We start from the raw sequence: 14,750 nt of genomic DNA, 5'->3' as shown, positions 1-14,750 counted from the left end.
TCCCGTAGATTCGAGAAATATCGGGCAAAATGACTGACGAGCTAGACACCTATGACACCGCCATCCTGAAAGCGGTTTCCGCCAACGGGCGGATCACGGTGACCGACCTCGCCGAGCGGATCAACCTTTCCAAATCCCCGACGCAAACGCGGCTTCGAAGGCTGGAAAAAGCCGGATATATTCGCGGCTACACGGCGCAGTTGAACCCGATCAAACTTGGGCTGGCGCACATCGCGTTCGTTGAGGTCAAGCTGGACGATACTCGCGAAAAGGCTCTCAAGTCATTCAACGAAGCGGTGCTTCTGGTGCCCGAGATCGAGCAATGCCACATGATCGCGGGCAAGTTCGACTATCTGCTAAAAGTGCGCACCTCCGATATGCAGACCTATCGCCAGATTCTGGGCGAGCGCGTCAGCGCCCTGCCCCATGTGGCCCACACCTCAACCCATGTGGTGATGGAAGCGGTAAAGGAAGAGGCGATCTGAGCATCGCCCTTTACTTCGCGCGCCTTTCGCGGCACCTCGGCAGGGCGTGGTGAACGGAGAGACGATGACCAAGGCGATTATGATACAGGGCGCGGGCTCTAACGTGGGCAAGTCGATGGTCGTCGCCGGATTGTGCCGCCTGTATGCGCGGCGCGGCCTGACAGTGCGCCCGTTCAAGCCGCAAAATATGTCGAACAACGCGGCCGTGACCTCTGATGGCGGCGAAATCGGGCGTGCGCAGGCCTTGCAAGCGTTGGCCTGTGGCGTGGCTCCACATACAGACATGAACCCTGTCCTGCTGAAACCGGAAAGCGATGTGGGGGCACAGGTGATTGTGCAGGGGCAGCGGTTTGCGACGCTGAAGGCACGGGACTATGCGAAGGCAAAGCCGACGCTCTTGGCTAAAACGCTGGAGAGTTTTCACAGGCTGTCGGGCAGCGCGGATCTGGTGATTGTCGAAGGAGCAGGCAGCCCGGCCGAGATCAACCTGAGGGCGGGCGATATTGCGAATATGGGGTTTGCCGAGGCCGCAAACGTGCCGGTGGTGCTGGTGGGTGACATTGATCGCGGTGGGGTTATCGCGCAGATCGTAGGAACCCATGCAGTGTTGGACGCCGAAGATCGGGACCGCATCAATGCTTTCATGATCAACAAGTTTCGCGGTGACGTCAGCCTGTTTGACGATGGTCTGGCTGAGATTGCCAAGCGCACGGACTGGCTCTCGCTCGGCGTGTTGCCGTGGTTTCCGGAGGCGTGGAAACTACCGGCGGAGGACGTGATGGACATCACCTCGACCGCTCGGGCGGGCGAGGTTCTGAAAATTGCGGTACCGAAGCTGTCGCGCATTGCAAATTTCGACGATCTCGACCCGTTGGCGATGGAGCCGGACGTCTCCGTAGAAATCATCGAACCCGGGCACCCCCTGCCCGGCGACGCGGACTTGGTGCTGATCCCCGGTACGAAATCCACTATCGGCGATCTGGCGTTCTTCCGCGCGCAGGGCTGGGATATTGACCTTTTCGCGCATGTGCGACGGGGCGGGCATGTGTTGGGTATCTGCGGCGGGTATCAGATGCTGGGTCGGGTGATCTCCGATCCGGATGCCATCGAAGGTGTGGCGGGCTCGGTCGCAGGTTTAGGGTTGCTGGACGTGGAAACCACGATGGCGCCGCTGAAGCGGCTTGCAGAGGTGACAGGGTCACACCCCGCAACTGGCGCGATGGTATCCGGCTATGAAATCCATATCGGAGTGACGGACGGACCCGACGCCGCCCGTCCATGGTTGCAAATGGACGGCGAGATGACCGGCGCTGCCTCTCCCGATGGCAGGGTTGAAGGCTGCTATATCCACGGGTTGTTCACCTCGGACACTTTTCGACGCGGTTATCTGGAACGCTTGGGTGGCAGGTCTCAGGTCAGCGATTATTCCGGCTCGGTCCAAGCGGCATTGGACAGTCTGGCTGACCATCTTGAGGCTAATCTGGACGTGGATGCACTGCTGGATCTAGCGCAAGATGTGCGCTAGCCGCTACTCGAATTCGCGGGTCACCAAAGCGCGATGGATTTCGCGGCGCACGAGTTTGCGGACGTTGCGTGTGATGCGTTCGCCCAGCTCCCCTGTCAGTTCCTGCCGCACGATCTCTGCAACCAAATCGCGCAAGACATCTTCATCAATCGTGCCGTCGTCCAGATCACCAAGATCAACTTTTTCAGCCGGCTCCGCATCATCAATAGATGTTTCGCCAACAGAGGCTGCTGCGGCAGTCGCGAATATAGTTTCTTGCTCGAATACGTCGGTTTGGACTTCTTCAGAGTCGAAGTCTTCGTCGTCGACACTTGTGTCGGAGGGGGGCACCGTCCAAGACTCTAACGATGCTTCGGCTTCCAACTCAAGGGCTTCGTCGGGATGCGCTTCTGGTTCATTGTCTTCGTCGTCAACCCGCTGTTGTAGCTGACCTTCATCCTCCACGGTCTTAGCCTGAGCGTCCACAGGCTGCGTCTTCTCATCAACCTCGTCCATCTGAGGCTGCCATGACGTCTGCTCGTCCGCGAACTCGGTGACCTTAGTGACCTCAGCCCTGCGGTTGTGCCTAACGAAATCTATGACAGGTGTTTCGGGGGGCTGCTCTTCATCCTCGTAGTACTCGTCATCTACGGGTGACCGCCAGTCGGACCGATTGGTCAATGCCCCTTCAGATTGCTCCGCGTCGTCCGTGGTCAGAACACTGCGGAAATTCGACATCTCTGTATGACGGAATTCCGGCTTGGGTTCTTCTACTGGTTGATTTACCCGCAGTGCTGACGTGAGGATCAAGGCATCCGCTGGCTTGGTTTTTTTGTCATCGTCGCTGTCGGACGCGCTAGGCCTGCCTTCACAGGTGTCTTCCCCTTCTTCCGTAGCACCATCGTCAGAGCTGGAATCCGACGATACAAGCCTGCGAATCGACGACAGAACGTCTTCCACATCTGCGTTGGATACCGGATCGGACATATGCTCAGCCTCTACATTTTACAGGTAAGATAACGGCCGTGCGCCGACGTGACAACAGATCGTTAAACTGCTCAGTTCTTTTGATAACGCTCGAGAATGCGATCCAGCTTCTTACCCGACTTGGAAATCGGAACAGGCGCGTTTTTCACGGCATTGTAATACTCGGAAGGATCGTAGCGCTCGACGTTGAGTTTGAGAGCGTCTGTGGTCAGCAACCCCATGGCGGCCAAAAGTCCATAGGCCGCCGAATAAACTTGCGTCTCTGATACGACGCGTGTCGTTCTCGCGTCAAAGAGAACCTGCTCGGCATCAAGCACATCCAACGTGGTCCGCGCACCCAATTTGGCCTCCTCGCGCACACCGTCAAAAGCGATTTGCGCGGCGCGTATCTGACGATCCGATGAAGTGACCTGAGCATTGGCGACCGCCAAGCGTGACCAAGCGTTCGCGACATTCTGATCTACTACGAGCGCCGTTTGATTCAGGACTGCTTTCGAGGCATGAACCCCGGCAAGCGATTTGCGGACCAATGCAGACAACTGACCACCCTGGTAGATCGGGACGTTCATTTGCAGGCCGACGCTCGAGTTGTTATCGGTCACCGAAGAATGGGAAAGGCTACCGCTTAGACTGATGCGGGGGCGCGTCGCAGCTTTGGCAGCGGCGTAGTTCAACTCATTAGCTTTGATCTGGTGCTGCACCTGATTGATCAGGGGGCTTATCCGTTTGGCCGTCGCCTGCGCTGCGTTAAGCGACTTCGGCAAGGAAGGCAGTTGCGAGATTGCCTGCAAATTGGATGGGGCGCGACCAACTGCCACCTTATAGAGTTCACGGCTGATCTGGAGATTGCCCTGTGCTTCCACCAGTGCACCGCGCGCTTGGGCCAGTCTGGCTTCCGCCTGCGCGACATCGGTCCGCGTGACCTCGCCCACTTCGAAACGGTCACGGGCAGCCCGCAACTCCTGCGTAATCAAACGCAGATTGCTTTCGCGAAGTTGCACGACACGTTGGTCCCGCAACACCTGCACATAAGCAGTCACCGCATCCAGCAACACATTTTGTTCCTGCTGCGTCAGGTCGGCTCGCGCCGCGAGAACGGTTTCTTTGGCGGATTCCACCGCCAATGCCGAGCGCCCAAAATCCCACAAAAGAAGCTCAAGAGTAAGGGAGACCGTGGCGGTTAGGTTGTCCCGTGCCTGCGCCGGGTCGGTATAATTGATGCTGGACCCCGCGTTGATGTTAGGTAGCAGCGACGAGAGTGCGATCGCGACATCCTCGTCCTCCGCGCGCAACAGAGCCCGGTTTTGTTCCAGCAGGTTGGAGTTGTTGTAAGCCGCAGTCAGCGCACTGGCGAGCGTTTCCGCCGTCGTCTTCAATGGGACCAAGGACAGACCTGCAACTATAAAGACAATGCCGAGATAACGTCGTTTCATGCGAACTTACCAACTCCTTGAAGCTCTGAAGAGCGGACTTTGCACCGAAGCAGGTTGCCCTGCCTACTATCCCTTACAGAGCAAATTGCCGCTCGGTCTCAAAGCCAGGAAGGACCGGAGCCCCGGCGTTGAACATTGCGTTCCAACTCACCTTGCCGTCAACCATGCGACCCAAACGCGCCTCGCCGACGGCTCCCTGCGCGAAAATCGCCAAGATGCGCCCGTCTTCCTTGAGTTGCGCCAAGATCTCATCCGGCATTTGCTCGACCGCGCCTTCGACGCATATCACGTCGTAGGGTCCATGCTTCGCCGCACCCTTAGCCAACGGTCCGGCAATCACCACCGCGTTGTCGATTCCCTGGTCCGCCAGAGCGGCCTCAGCGTCACGAGCGAGGGTTTCAATCTCCTCAACCGCGACGACAGCATCAGCCATATGCGCCAGAATAGCCGCCGAATACCCAAGTCCACATCCGATATCGAGGACGACGTCACTGCGCTGGATATCGAGAGCATCAAGCATTTTTGCAAAACTGCGCGGCTCCAAAACGACGCGGTTACCGCCGAGATCAATATTTGCGTCAGCGTAAGCCACGATGCGCTTGTTCTCGGGCACAAACGCCTCACGCCGCACTCTCAGCATCGCATCTATAATAGGGAACTTCGTAACATCTGACGGTCGCACCTGAGTGTCCACCATCATTACCCGGTTCGCAGCATTGTCGTACATACTAAACTCATCAGTCTAGTTTCAGTTATCTCGTGTTTGTCATATCTCACCCGTCTCGGCAACGACCAAGTTGCCGCGACGCCTTGCAATCCCGGCAATCGTTTCGCCGATTGCGGCCTTCAGTTTCCAGATTAGGCGCTTCGCACGTGCAAAGCATGTCTCTTTTTGGACATGTGCCAGCCGACCGGCAAAGACGCCAGCAAGGCCCTTGCAAGGCTCAAAGGCTTGGTCTAGAGAACCCCAACACCATACGGCGAGTTGGCGGAGTGGTGACGCAGCGGATTGCAAATCCGTGTACACCGGTTCGATTCCGGTACTCGCCTCCAATAAAATCAATGGGTTGCTTCTTTGGCGTCTCATTGGGGTATCACTCCTGGTATCAGTTTCATGATTTGGTCTCGTTCCGTTCCGAGCGTGAGCGCTTCTCATTTGCACGCTTGGCTCGCATCTCTTGCCGCGCCTCACCCGCGTACTTCAGGATCATGGACTTCGACATGTGGCCGGAGTAGCTGGCGATCTCATCGTCATCGCAGCCCGCATACAGCTTCATCCATTTGTACAAAGAATAGCTGCTGACGCCCAACCGCTCAGACATCTCTTGAACGGCATACCCGCGAGATGCGATGTGATGCACCGCATATCGCTTGAAATCTTCACTGGAATCCGGCTTCCACATGACGGCTTCTTTCCCTCAAAATCGGGGAAGAAGGCGTTTACAGCACCGGGGGCTAATCAGTCAGATCAATCCATACCAAGTATAGCGGCCAGATCATCCTGAGGTTCCTGCCGAGATTCCATATCAAGGCCGCTCTGAATGTGGTTCAGGTGGGATATGAGAAGCTGTTCGGCCAACTCTGCGTTTTTTGTCTGGATCGCCTTCAGGATGTTGTTGTGTTCATCATCTGGACAACTCGCGTTTTGTGACGACCCGAAGAGGCCCACGATTAGCGATGTCCGTGTGACCAACTCGCGCATCATTCTAAAGACGAATTTGTTCCCCGATGCCTGAGCGAGTTTTGTGTGAAATTCTCCAGATAACCGAATGATTTCAGTGCGTTCATTTTGTATGCGAGCGGCGTCTTCAAGGGCAATGTGATCAACGAGAACCGTCAAATCTATATCACTAGAGCTTTGAGCCAATTGCCGAACAAGCGGTGGTTCAATGAGCATCCGAGCCGCAAATACATCGTTGGCCTCGGACTTGTCAGGACAAGCGACATAAGCACCGCGATTTGACTGGAGCTCAATCAACCCTTGGCTCGAGAGTAGTAGAAGTGCCCTTCGAACCCTCATACGGCCAACACCAAAGGTCTCGCACAGCCGCGCTTCACTCAATTTGGTATTGGGTGCCAAACGTTGTTCCATGACCGCCTTGTAGATGCGCTCGACAATGAAACTTTCATCTGATTCCGGTTTCGGGTCCGACTTTCCTGTACTGTTTTTCTGAGGAATTGAGGACACGAGAGTGCTTTCAAGATGGGTTATTTATGCGGCTTTGCTGGCAGGGAACACTTAACCTTCAATCAGTTTAAGGCCAAGCTCTCGGATTTGTCGACCAAAATACCAAATATGTTGACAAAGATTGTTAACAATCGTCAAGTTACCTAGCGGCAAGCATGGAGACCCCATCAAACTGCCCGCCAAGAATGGCGCAACATGCGTCGAAATTGAATTCAACGGGAGTTAAGAATGCAACGTAGAACACTTATGAAAGCGGCTTTGACGGCCGTGACCCTGACCGCCCTTCAAACAACAACGGCACTTGCAGAAAATCCGGTTCTGAAAATTGGCTTTGTTGGTGTGACCAGTGGCCCCGCAGCGGCCTGGGGCATTTCCAACCAGCGTTCAATGGAAACCCGCGCCGCATGGATCAACGAAACCGGCGGATACGAAATCGGCGGTACCACCTATGACATCGAGATCGTGTCTTTCGACGACCAGAAAGACCCCAAGCGCGCAATTGCGGGTATGGAGAAGATGGCGCAGGAAGGCATCCACTACGTCGTCGGGCCGAACGTCGATGACGGTGCGGCGGCTGTGCGCCCCGTGGCCGAGGCCAGCGACATCATGTACTTCCCATACGCGTTCCCGAAGGAGCTGTATACCGCACCGGCCTCCAATGCTGTCCTGGGCATGATCGCAAACTACCAGTCCGGTCCCGCGATCTACAAACACCTGATGGAAAACGAAGGTGTCAAGACGGTTGCGTTTATTGCTGCCAACGAATCTGATCCGTTGAGCCAGCGCGACGGCGGTGTTGCCGCAGCCAAGGAACTGGGCCTCGACGTTGTGTCTGACTCGGTCACATATCAGGTCGACACAACAGACTTCACGCCTGTCTTGACACCGATCCTGCGCTCCCGTCCTGACCTTCTGGTCCTGTCCGGTGTGTCACCTGCAAATGCGCCTCAGTTGATCCGCTCTGCACGCGAACTGGGCTTTGAGGGTCTGATCTCGACCGAGACGGCCCAGGACGCCGGTGTTCTGGCAGAAGGTGCCGGTGATCTGGCCAACGGGTTTATCTCGGTCGGTGGCGCGTCCACACCCGAGCTGGCCTCGCCGATGATGAACGAATTTGTCGATCGCTATACCAAAATGTTTGGCGAGTATAACGACGAATCCAACACCAAGGTCTACGCGCTGGAGTATATCCTTGAAACGCTGAAAGCTACGCCCGAAGCCATCGACGATGTTTCGGCATTCAAAGCATCGATGGATAGCTTTTCCGCACCGAACCCCTACATGAACGGCGACGAGCAGCTGACCTATGTGGGCATGACGTCGTTTGGCCAAAAGCGCCAGATCGCGGTGCCTTTGGTGGTCAATGTCTATCAAGACGGCGCATTCGAAACGATGTTCATCGCGCGCGTCGACTAAACCCAACAATGTGACTGACTGCTTCCGGATGCGTCCGGGGGCAGTTTACTCCGGCGGCACAGACCGGGTTTGCCAAAGAAAGTAAAAGCTCATGGAACAGATACTGGCCAATGGGGTCTATCTGGGGTCCCAATATGCGATGATCGCCTTGGGATTGACCCTGATATTTGCGTTGATGAACGTCCTGAACTTTGCCCACGGGCAGATGTATGTCATCGGCGGCTTCGTCACCTACACGCTCTACGGGCAATGGGGCATTCCCTTTGTTCTGGCGCTACTCATGTCCTGCATAACGCTTGCGATCATTGGGGCATTGATTGAAAAATATCTGTTCGCGCCTGTCATCAAAGGGTCATCCCGCGAGGAGAGCACCATGTTGCTGGCCGCAGGGATCGCCTTTTTGCTCGATGCGCTGATCCTGCTGGTCTTCGGCGAAAAGCAGCGCGGTGTGCCCAAGATCGTGGACGGTGTCTTCAACTGGGATTTCCGGGTGATTATGCCGTATGACAGGATCCTGATCTGTGTTCTGGCGATCCTGTCGATCGTCGCTTTTATCGCCCTGATGCAATACACCAAGACAGGACGCGCGCTGCGCGCACTGGCGCAGGACCGGACGGCCGCCCAACTGATGGGTGTCAACGTCGACCGCTATTCGATGATTGGCTTCGCCCTGGGTGCGCTGTTGGCCGGCCTTGTGGGTGGCCTGCTTGTCACCATCACCGGCATCAATCTTGGCATGGGTGGTCCGACATCCATCAAGGCCTTCATGATGGTCATGATCGGCGGCGCAGGTGTGATTTCCGGTGCCATCTGGGGCGGGTTCATCCTTGGTTTCCTCGAGGCGTTTGGACTGGCCTACCTGTCGCAATACGGCGACATCACATACCTGCTGATCTTTGTCTCGCTCATGATCTTTCTAGCAATCCGGCCGCAGGGCCTGATGGGCAAACCGTGGGGCTGAACCAATGATGAACCTTTCCGCAAAACATGTCCTTGGCGTTGCCATATTTCTGCTCGTGATTTTTGTTGGGGTGCCGCTCTTTATCGCCGCGACAGGACGCTGGGACTTCTACTTCACACTTACCTCAGTGGCGCTGCTGGCCATCGCGAGTGCCGGGGTGTGGCTCACCTTTTACATCGGTCGGATCAATATCGGACAGGGTGCCTTTGCGTTGGTCGGTGCCTACGTCTCGGCCATTCTTGTGGTCAAGGCGGGCTGGTCCTTCTGGCTCTCCCTTCCGGCAGCGGGGCTATTCGCGGCTCTGGTTGCCGCATTGTTGGGCCTGCCGATCTTGCGCCTGCGTGGTGTCTACTTTGCCATGATCACCCTTGTTTTCACGCAGGTTGCGACGCTGACTGCACTGGCGTTGCCCATCACCAACGGGGCCAAGGGTATCACGAACATCCCGCTTCCTTCCGGAGTGTCTCTCTTTGGAATAACTCTGATCCCCGACTTTGGTGAGATTGAAAACGCGCGTATGGCGTTCTACTTCACCGCCTGTATTTTGATGGTCATCACATATGCCACGCTCTACCGTTTGGTGAATTCGCGGCTTGGGCATCTGTGCCGCTCGATGCAGCAGAACGAAGAGCTTGCGAGCTCTATCGGGGTGAACATCACTTATATCCGTATCCTGATCTTCTCAATCTCGAGCTTCTTCGGCGGGATTGGCGGTGCCATGTTCGGGTCCATCTCGCAATCGGTCTATCCGGCAACCTTTGTCGTCAAGGATTCCGTGGATTTCATGCTGAACTGCTTCCTCGGAGGGCTGGGATACGTCTTCGGCCCAATGCTGGGCACGCTGGTGATCTACTTTGGCTGGGACCTGCTTTTCGAGTTCGGCAAATACCAATTGTTGATCTATTCGATCATCCTGATCGTTGTGATCCGCTTCTTGCCTGACGGTTTGCTGAGTATTCGCTTCAGCAAGGGGGGCAAAAAATGAGCCCCCTTCTTCAAGTCAAGAATGTCACCAAGAAATACGGTGGCCTCACCGCAAACAACGACATCAGCTTTGACGTCTCCGAAAATGAAATCCTGTCAGTGATCGGGCCAAACGGAGCGGGCAAATCCACTTTGTTCAAGATGATCTCCTCATTTGTACCGACGACATCCGGCGAAGTGCTGTATCGCGGGGAACGGATCTCCAACCTGAAACCGCACATGGTGGCCCGAAAAGGCGTCGTGCGCACGTTTCAGGAAACGACGATCTTCAAAAGCATGACCGTCCGGGAAAGCGTGGTCGTCGCGCAGCACTTGCGCGCCAAGGCGTCGCTGGCAGGATATTTCTGGGGCTCAAAAACAGCGCAACAGGATGTGGATTCCTTTGGGCGATACGCCGATGAGCTACTCGCGTTCTTGGGCATGACCGCCATTTCCGACGAGCTGGCAAGTAATCTGCCGCAGGGCAACCTGCGTGCACTTGGCATCGCAATCGGGCTGGCGACAGACCCCAAGGTGCTTTTGCTGGACGAGCCTTTTGCGGGCATGAACCATGACGAGACCATGCGCATGGTGGATCTGGTGCGGTCCGTCCGGGACGAGCGCGGCGTGACCGTCATGCTGGTGGAACATGACATGCCTGCCGTGATGAAAATCTCTGACAGGATCGTGGTCTTGAACTTTGGCGAAAAGATCGCCGAAGGCACGCCGTCTGAAATCCAGAACAACGAAAAAGTCATAGAGGCCTATCTGGGCAGCGCCGACGACGAAATTGGGATGTAAGCCATGACGGTTATGTTGGATTTCAAAGATGTCGAACTTTACTACGATCACGTCTACGCCCTGAAAGGGGTGTCGCTGACGGTAAATGAGGGAGAAACAGTTGCCCTGATCGGGGCCAATGGGGCAGGCAAGACGTCAATCTTGCGTGCGATTACGGGCCTTGCGAAACCGGTGAAAGGGTCCGTCACCTTCGAGGGCACACGTGTCGACGGCACCGACCCCTCAAGCATCGTCGGGCGGGGGATTGCAATGGTTCCCGAAGGCCGCCGTGTATTCCCCTATATGTCGGTCAAGGACAACCTGATGATGGGGGCCTTCACCCGCAGCAACAAGGGCGAGATTCAGGATACGCTCGACAGCATCCTGACCCGTTTTCCACGGCTGAAAGAACGCTACAGCCAAGCGTCGGGAACGCTGTCCGGTGGCGAGCAGCAGATGATGGTGATCGGCCGCGCATTGATGGCCAAGCCCAAGCTGTTGCTGCTGGACGAACCAAGTTTGGGGATCGCGCCAAAGCTGGTGCAGGACATTGCGCGGTCCATCGTTGCCATCAACCGAGACGAAGGCGTATCCGTTTTGCTGGTCGAACAAAACTCCCGCATGGCGCTCAGCATTTCTAACCGCGCATATGCCATGGCAACCGGCAATGTGGTAATCGAAGGCAACTCGAAAGAGCTGCTGCATGACGACCGCATCAAGGCCGCCTACCTGGGAGGTGATGTCTAAATGAAAATCCTCGTCGTGAATCCAAACACCACCACGTCAATGACCACCAAAATCGGGGCGGCGGCGCGCGCGGTTGCCCGACCCGACACCGAGATCGTGGCGACCAATTCTCGGAACGGTCCGGCAAGCATCCAGGGGTTTTTGGATGTCGCCAATTGCGTGCCCGGCTTGTTGGAAGAAGTGGGTCGTCACACGGATGTTGATGCCATCGTCGTTGCCTGCTTCGATGACACCGGCGTCGACGCGGTACGTACACTTTCGTCTTTGCCTGTTCTGGGCATCGGAGAGGCTGCGTATCATGCAGCCAGCATGATCGCGAATAAGTTCAGCGTGATCACAACCCTGTCTCGTTCGGTGCCAGGCTTGGAAAACAACCTTCAGCGGTATGGGCTTGCTCAGAAATGCGCGCGTGTTCGAGCAACTGAAATCCCGGTCCTGAAGCTGGAAGAGGGAGACCCGGCGACTCTGGACAGGATCCGATCTGAAATCCGTGCGTCCATCGAACAGGACCACTCAGAGGCAATCGTTCTTGGCTGCGCAGGAATGGCTGACCTGATGGCGAAGTTAAGCGACGAATTCGGTTTACCCGTCATAGATGGAGTGGCTGCTGGGGTTACATTTGCTGAGGCCTTGGTGAACAACAAACTTAGCACGTCGAAAATCGGAGCCTATTCTAACAGCTAGCAGTATCAATGCTCTTGGATAACCGATTGAATTTGGAGCACGTTAGGTCTTCGCGAGGTGCCAATTGCCGACCTCGGTGCAGCCGCAGCGAATTGGTGCTTTGTCGGCCAGCACCTTGTCCGCCACAAGGTAGCCAACCAGACCTGCGCCAAGGAGGTTTTTTCAGGTTCAATGGTAAGGTTCGTGTATCCGCCTGAGAATAACCCTGTCTCAACGCTGGGACGCTCCCTCTGTTTTTTGAGACGTTTCCGCCTGTCTCATTTTGCGACACAACCCCGTTCGGACCGCTGTCCCCACCCTTCGGACACGCACCGGGGCCAAGATTGACATCGAGTTGCAATTCATAATGGTTGGACCGCATCTGCCATCGCATCCCAACGGGCATGACGCGTGACAAGGCCACATTCCGCTAACTTCATCATATGCCAAAACAGCATTGCACACGTCATTTCGAATTCATCGGCCAACCGCTTCGCACTTGGATTACATTGGCCGGATTCTTTGTCGTGGAAATCCACCAGCTGGATCAGCACGATATTGGCAGCGGGCTTCAATCCTTTGACGTTCGCAGCCACATCAATGCCGTGCCGTTCATGGTTTTGAGCCTGCAAAAGCGACGAAATCAGGTTCACTTCTTGCTCGCCAAATATCCTGATACGTTTCCACTATAAGATTCTGTTCTTATGTATAAATAAACTGAATTTCAAATTCGTGTTCGGGCGTTCGATTCTTCCACTCGCCTCCAGAACTTTTCAATCCAACGTATTTCTTCAAACGGATAGGATCCGGAGCCTGTCGATTAGGTCCAGTTTGGAATCTCCCCTCCCGGCAGAAGCTGCCGTGCGATCATAGGCTGGCGATAGTCCAAGTCGTTTGAGTCGCAGAATGCCACGACCCAGCTGTCATCCATCAGCAGAAAATCTAGAACCGAACCCAAGAAGGCAGGGTCTGCCGCCTGAGCCCGCATCGTATCTAATGACGACCCCGTAGCCCCCATGAATACGCCGATCAGGTCGTCGGATGCCGCGATCCAGCCGAGTGCGGAGAGTGCGAGTGCTTCGGCTGTCTGCGGTGTCATCATGTGGCTCCAGTGAAGTAAATGTTTCTTAACTCTTGGCAGATGAAACTGCTGTTCATCAATAGGCGATTCCCCGCAAACAGGAGAACTCCCATAAATGGCCGGCCGCGTACTCATATTGGACCCTGTTCCGACCAATCGTATGGTTTTGAAAGCAAAACTGGGACACGCCCACTATGATGTATGTGTCGCAGACAACGTCGAACAGGCCCGCAGCATGGCCAAAACGCAAATTTTTGAGGCGGTACTGATCTCCACCGCCCTATTGTCAAAGCCCGCTGGATGCGTACTGAAGTGGTTGCGAGAAACGCGTGCCGAAGCGGTTGTGCGTAGCACGGTAGTGTTCATGCAGGATGGTCGCTCAGACGAACACGGCATCGTTGATTTGCAGCGGTGCCTAGACGCTGGCGCCGATGATGTGTTGATCCGCCCATTTTCGGAAGAGGTGTTGCTTGCACGCTTAAGAAATCTCATGCGTGAAAATGCGGTAATCAGCGAAATCAATGGGCTAAACCTACCAAATAGCTGCGATACCCGAAAGGAGAACACATCGCGGTCTTCGACCGCCAAGGTCGTCGTTGCACAGGTGGGTCAGAGCTCTCAGTACGATTTGATTTCCGACGCCCAAAATCGATTGGATCAATGGAACGAATTATGCCAGCAAACCTTTTACGCAGAAGCCGCGAGTTTATCGGTCCTCACTCAGGCTGACGCAATTGCGCGGGAGCCAGATATTGTACTTCTTGTCGCCGAAACCGGCGCAGCCGAGAGAGCGCTCTCGATCATGTCACAAATGCGGTCGCGGTCACGCATGCGCGACGTTCGCGTCATTTTGATGCTAAAGGAGCCCAGAGCAGCGCAGGTTGCCCGCGCGTTTGATCTTGGTGCCCATGATGTCGTCTCGCAAGATGTCACACCTTTGGAACTTGTAAGCCGCATCAACAAGCAATGTTTCGTTCAAGGCGCAATCCAGCGAACGAAGCAAGTCGTGCACGACAGCCTGTTGCAGGCCGTCACCGACCCGCTGACGGGTCTTTATAACAGGCGTTTTGCAGCGACCAAACTTGCGCAAATGAAAGCTGATAGCCTGGCATCGGGTGAGCGTTTCGCCGTTCTCGCCTTTGACGTTGATCATTTTAAAGAGGTTAACGACCGGCATGGTCACGCAATAGGTGACGCTGTTCTGACAACGCTTGCGGACACGCTAAAAAGAAATCTGCGCGACGACGACTTGATTTGCCGCACGGGCGGTGAAGAGTTCCTTGTAGCATTGCCAAAGACAAATGACGAAGAGGCGACGGCGACTGCAAACAGGCTTCGCAAGGCCGTAGGTGAGCTCGACATCCAAGTCCATAAAAATGACGTAAAGCTGCGCGTCACAGTAAGTGTGGGGCTGTCGGTGCAGAACGGCCAAATGGCAATTTCCGACATGCTCGAACAGGCAGATCGCGGGCTCTATCTTGCCAAGGCTCGCGGGCGCAATGCCGTGGCGGTGGCCGCTGCTGCGTAGTTCCAGCGTTCTAC

General features: G+C 55.6%; 16 protein-coding genes and 1 tRNA gene. 10 read left to right on the top strand and 7 right to left on the bottom strand.

Annotated features, from left to right (window positions below; all coding sequences use genetic code 11):
• The first annotated feature begins 29 nt into the window (after positions 1 to 29).
• Together THALAR_RS01100 and THALAR_RS01095 are read left to right on the top strand one after the other, a co-directional pair.
• Positions 30 to 485 (top strand): Lrp/AsnC family transcriptional regulator, encoded by a 456-nt coding sequence (locus tag THALAR_RS01100; RefSeq protein WP_021099611.1) that lies wholly within the window; start codon positions 30 to 32, stop codon positions 483 to 485.
• 64 nt (positions 486 to 549) lie between these two features.
• Positions 550 to 2,010, top strand: a complete 1,461-nt coding sequence (locus tag THALAR_RS01095) for a cobyric acid synthase (protein WP_021099610.1) — start codon at positions 550 to 552, stop codon at positions 2,008 to 2,010.
• A gap of 3 nt (positions 2,011 to 2,013) precedes the next feature.
• Here THALAR_RS01095 and THALAR_RS01090 read toward each other — a convergent pair whose 3' ends face one another.
• From THALAR_RS01090 to THALAR_RS01080, 3 genes are all read right to left on the bottom strand, one after another.
• Positions 2,014 to 2,976, bottom strand: coding sequence for a hypothetical protein (locus tag THALAR_RS01090; protein ID WP_021099609.1), 963 nt, complete (start codon positions 2,974 to 2,976; stop codon positions 2,014 to 2,016).
• Between the two features lie 71 nt (positions 2,977 to 3,047).
• Positions 3,048 to 4,409, bottom strand: coding sequence for a TolC family outer membrane protein (locus THALAR_RS01085; protein WP_021099608.1), 1,362 nt, complete (start codon positions 4,407 to 4,409; stop codon positions 3,048 to 3,050).
• Positions 4,410 to 4,482: 73 nt separating this feature from the next.
• Positions 4,483 to 5,136, bottom strand: a complete 654-nt coding sequence (locus tag THALAR_RS01080; RefSeq protein WP_040816960.1) for a protein-L-isoaspartate O-methyltransferase family protein — start codon at positions 5,134 to 5,136, stop codon at positions 4,483 to 4,485.
• A gap of 252 nt (positions 5,137 to 5,388) precedes the next feature.
• Here THALAR_RS01080 and THALAR_RS01075 point away from each other — a divergent pair.
• Positions 5,389 to 5,462, top strand: a tRNA-Cys gene (locus THALAR_RS01075).
• A gap of 59 nt (positions 5,463 to 5,521) precedes the next feature.
• Here the strand turns inward: THALAR_RS01075 and THALAR_RS18910 are convergent.
• Positions 5,522 to 5,812, bottom strand: coding sequence for a transposase (locus tag THALAR_RS18910; protein WP_021099606.1), 291 nt, complete (start codon positions 5,810 to 5,812; stop codon positions 5,522 to 5,524).
• A gap of 65 nt (positions 5,813 to 5,877) precedes the next feature.
• Entirely contained in the window at positions 5,878 to 6,597 is a 720-nt protein-coding gene (locus THALAR_RS01065; RefSeq protein WP_040816957.1) for a GntR family transcriptional regulator, read from the bottom strand.
• A 228-nt stretch (positions 6,598 to 6,825) separates the two neighbouring features.
• On the opposite strand from THALAR_RS01065, the gene THALAR_RS01060 reads away from it, so the two are divergent.
• From THALAR_RS01060 to THALAR_RS01035, 6 genes are all read left to right on the top strand, one after another.
• Entirely contained in the window at positions 6,826 to 8,013 is a 1,188-nt protein-coding gene (locus THALAR_RS01060) for an ABC transporter substrate-binding protein (RefSeq protein WP_040816955.1), read from the top strand.
• A 91-nt stretch (positions 8,014 to 8,104) separates the two neighbouring features.
• Entirely contained in the window at positions 8,105 to 8,974 is an 870-nt protein-coding gene (locus THALAR_RS01055) for a branched-chain amino acid ABC transporter permease (RefSeq protein ID WP_021099602.1), read from the top strand.
• Positions 8,975 to 8,978: 4 nt separating this feature from the next.
• Positions 8,979 to 9,959: a branched-chain amino acid ABC transporter permease gene (locus THALAR_RS01050; protein ID WP_021099601.1), complete on the top strand. Its 981-nt coding sequence runs from the start codon at positions 8,979 to 8,981 to the stop codon at positions 9,957 to 9,959.
• Positions 9,956 to 10,738 carry an ABC transporter ATP-binding protein gene (locus THALAR_RS01045; protein WP_021099600.1) on the top strand — a complete coding sequence of 261 codons (783 nt, stop codon included), beginning with the start codon at positions 9,956 to 9,958 and terminating at the stop codon, positions 10,736 to 10,738. Before THALAR_RS01050 ends, THALAR_RS01045 begins: the two co-directional genes overlap by 4 nt.
• Positions 10,739 to 10,741: 3 nt before the next feature.
• Complete coding sequence (locus THALAR_RS01040) at positions 10,742 to 11,464, top strand: ABC transporter ATP-binding protein (protein WP_021099599.1); 723 nt, start codon at positions 10,742 to 10,744, stop codon at positions 11,462 to 11,464.
• Positions 11,465 to 12,148, top strand: a complete 684-nt coding sequence (locus THALAR_RS01035; RefSeq protein ID WP_021099598.1) for an aspartate/glutamate racemase family protein — start codon at positions 11,465 to 11,467, stop codon at positions 12,146 to 12,148.
• A 341-nt stretch (positions 12,149 to 12,489) separates the two neighbouring features.
• Here THALAR_RS01035 and THALAR_RS01030 read toward each other — a convergent pair whose 3' ends face one another.
• Together THALAR_RS01030 and THALAR_RS01025 are read right to left on the bottom strand one after the other, a co-directional pair.
• Positions 12,490 to 12,780 carry a helix-turn-helix domain-containing protein gene (locus THALAR_RS01030; protein ID WP_211264780.1) on the bottom strand — a complete coding sequence of 97 codons (291 nt, stop codon included), beginning with the start codon at positions 12,778 to 12,780 and terminating at the stop codon, positions 12,490 to 12,492.
• Between the two features lie 167 nt (positions 12,781 to 12,947).
• The gene (locus THALAR_RS01025) at positions 12,948 to 13,226 is read right to left on the bottom strand and encodes a DUF3572 domain-containing protein (RefSeq protein WP_040817448.1); all 279 of its coding nucleotides are present in this window, start codon (positions 13,224 to 13,226) and stop codon (positions 12,948 to 12,950) included.
• A 97-nt stretch (positions 13,227 to 13,323) separates the two neighbouring features.
• On the opposite strand from THALAR_RS01025, the gene THALAR_RS01020 reads away from it, so the two are divergent.
• Positions 13,324 to 14,736 (top strand): diguanylate cyclase, encoded by a 1,413-nt coding sequence (locus tag THALAR_RS01020; protein ID WP_021099595.1) that lies wholly within the window; start codon positions 13,324 to 13,326, stop codon positions 14,734 to 14,736.
• Positions 14,737 to 14,750: the final 14 nt, after the last annotated feature.

Origin of the sequence: Litoreibacter arenae DSM 19593, from assembly GCF_000442275.2 — a bacterium.
Classification (GTDB): domain Bacteria; phylum Pseudomonadota; class Alphaproteobacteria; order Rhodobacterales; family Rhodobacteraceae; genus Litoreibacter; species Litoreibacter arenae.
The sequence above is the reverse complement of the archived record's forward strand: the minus strand, read 5'-3'. Positions and strand labels throughout refer to the sequence as shown.

Coding starts and splice junctions, on each gene's coding strand:
- THALAR_RS01035 (WP_021099598.1), top strand. CDS start 11,465: ATGAAAATCCTCGTCGTGAATCCAAACACCACCACGTCAATGACCACC.
- THALAR_RS18910 (WP_021099606.1), bottom strand. CDS start 5,812: ATGTGGAAGCCGGATTCCAGTGAAGATTTCAAGCGATATGCGGTGCAT.
- THALAR_RS01055 (WP_021099602.1), top strand. CDS start 8,105: ATGGAACAGATACTGGCCAATGGGGTCTATCTGGGGTCCCAATATGCG.
- THALAR_RS01050 (WP_021099601.1), top strand. CDS start 8,979: ATGATGAACCTTTCCGCAAAACATGTCCTTGGCGTTGCCATATTTCTG.
- THALAR_RS01060 (WP_040816955.1), top strand. CDS start 6,826: ATGCAACGTAGAACACTTATGAAAGCGGCTTTGACGGCCGTGACCCTG.
- THALAR_RS01090 (WP_021099609.1), bottom strand. CDS start 2,976: ATGTCCGATCCGGTATCCAACGCAGATGTGGAAGACGTTCTGTCGTCG.
- THALAR_RS01100 (WP_021099611.1), top strand. CDS start 30: ATGACTGACGAGCTAGACACCTATGACACCGCCATCCTGAAAGCGGTT.
- THALAR_RS01080 (WP_040816960.1), bottom strand. CDS start 5,136: ATGTACGACAATGCTGCGAACCGGGTAATGATGGTGGACACTCAGGTG.
- THALAR_RS01040 (WP_021099599.1), top strand. CDS start 10,742: ATGACGGTTATGTTGGATTTCAAAGATGTCGAACTTTACTACGATCAC.
- THALAR_RS01045 (WP_021099600.1), top strand. CDS start 9,956: ATGAGCCCCCTTCTTCAAGTCAAGAATGTCACCAAGAAATACGGTGGC.
- THALAR_RS01020 (WP_021099595.1), top strand. CDS start 13,324: ATGGCCGGCCGCGTACTCATATTGGACCCTGTTCCGACCAATCGTATG.
- THALAR_RS01085 (WP_021099608.1), bottom strand. CDS start 4,409: ATGAAACGACGTTATCTCGGCATTGTCTTTATAGTTGCAGGTCTGTCC.
- THALAR_RS01095 (WP_021099610.1), top strand. CDS start 550: ATGACCAAGGCGATTATGATACAGGGCGCGGGCTCTAACGTGGGCAAG.
- THALAR_RS01025 (WP_040817448.1), bottom strand. CDS start 13,226: ATGACACCGCAGACAGCCGAAGCACTCGCACTCTCCGCACTCGGCTGG.